Source organism: Campylobacter sp. CNRCH_2014_2452 (genome assembly GCF_025772865.1).
In the GTDB taxonomy this organism is placed as follows: domain Bacteria; phylum Campylobacterota; class Campylobacteria; order Campylobacterales; family Campylobacteraceae; genus Campylobacter_D; species Campylobacter_D lari_D.
In genome coordinates this window covers 1-1,382 of record NZ_JAKMSX010000027.1, presented here as the reverse complement: position 1 = coordinate 1,382, position 1,382 = coordinate 1, and the positions used below count along the sequence as shown (strand labels likewise).

The 1,382-nt window shown below is 30.0% G+C and carries 1 protein-coding gene and 1 pseudogene; both read right to left on the bottom strand.

Features of this window, described 5'->3' with window-relative positions:
- Positions 1–180, bottom strand: a pseudogene (locus L8X38_RS08365) (hypothetical protein); the annotation flags it as partial.
- Positions 181–455: 275 nt separating this feature from the next.
- A complete protein-coding gene (gene traN / locus L8X38_RS08360; protein ID WP_263661766.1) occupies positions 456–1,211 on the bottom strand; it encodes a conjugal transfer protein TraN in 756 nt (251 codons plus the stop codon).
- Positions 1,212–1,382 lie beyond the last annotated feature (171 nt).

Here is a 1,382-nt window from a genome sequence, read left to right as displayed (position 1 = left end):
ACTTTTATTAGTTAATTGAAGCAAAAATATAACATCTTTTATAACTTGTAAAATATCATTTGCTACTTCACCATAGCCCCAAGTAAAGATAATATGATTATCATCTATATTTGTAGCACCAAATAATAAAGAAGGTGCAAAAATTAAAGCACTAAGGAATAAAATGTAAAATCTTTTCATCAATTGTATTAAAGAAGTTAAAGAGTTTGTTTGATATAATTATATTAAGGGTGCAACGCCAAAGGGGCGCAACCCTTTAGCGTTAATTTACCGCCCAGAAGGGAGGTGAGCATAATGCTAACAAAAATTATCCTTATAATTATACTCTTAACACTTTGCTATGTCAAGGCTCATTGAGTACCCCCTGCTTTTGCAGGGTTTAGGATAATCCCTTTGGCTTACCAAACAAACTTTTAACTAAACTCTATCTCCTTTCTATAATTTTATTTTTCTTTTTAATTAGTAGGTTTTCTTGTTAAATTCTCAAGATTGCTTTCAACCTTTTCTTGTATTTTTATAGAATCAGCTTGTATTTTATCTACATCAATACTTCCAACAATATCAGCAATAAAATCACTTAAATCTATTTCACTAAAATCTAACTTTTGAAATTCTTCTGGAGTAAATCCTCTACAATCAGGACTCTTTGGAGAACCCCAACCTCTTCCAATTTGTGGGCGTCCTTGTTCATTAAATATTCTTGCTAATTTTGAATTAAAACAACAATGTGTTTTTTTATGCTGAATACAAGCTATGAATTTAATTTTTTTAGAGCAATATTCACCAACTTCTACACATCTATTTTGCTTATTGAGTTTTGCTAGCTTTTTTTCATCTTCTTTACAAGGTACAAGCCCTATAAATACTTTATCTTTATCACAGCAACCACCACCAGTTAAGCCAAAAAATTTGTCTTTAGAGCGACATCTATTATCTTTTTTATTAAAGATAAAAATTTGTCCTCTATAAGAACCATCATATTCCCAACCATTATTATTTTCATCATTAATACCAACTTGAGCATCATCATCTTCAATATCGCTAGCACCTTCTATGCAAGGAAACGGAGAACATTGATACTTATTATCTGTTAAAACACATTCTCTTTCTTCATTAAATGGACATACTTTCCTACTTTTAACGCAATTGTTTGCAGGTGGTATTGAAGAATTACAAGTATCATTAAAACCATCATTGTTAGAATCTATCACTAGATTATCTAAGCTTTTGGAATGGTAATTTCAATAAACGATATGTTGTCACAACATATACTAGAAATCCAAAAGAAAGTAGTATATTGTGAAACTCAAAAAATTAGCAGATAAAATCACTGATTCAACTCCTTGATTTTTTCTATATTGATCTCACATTGCTTATAGTGA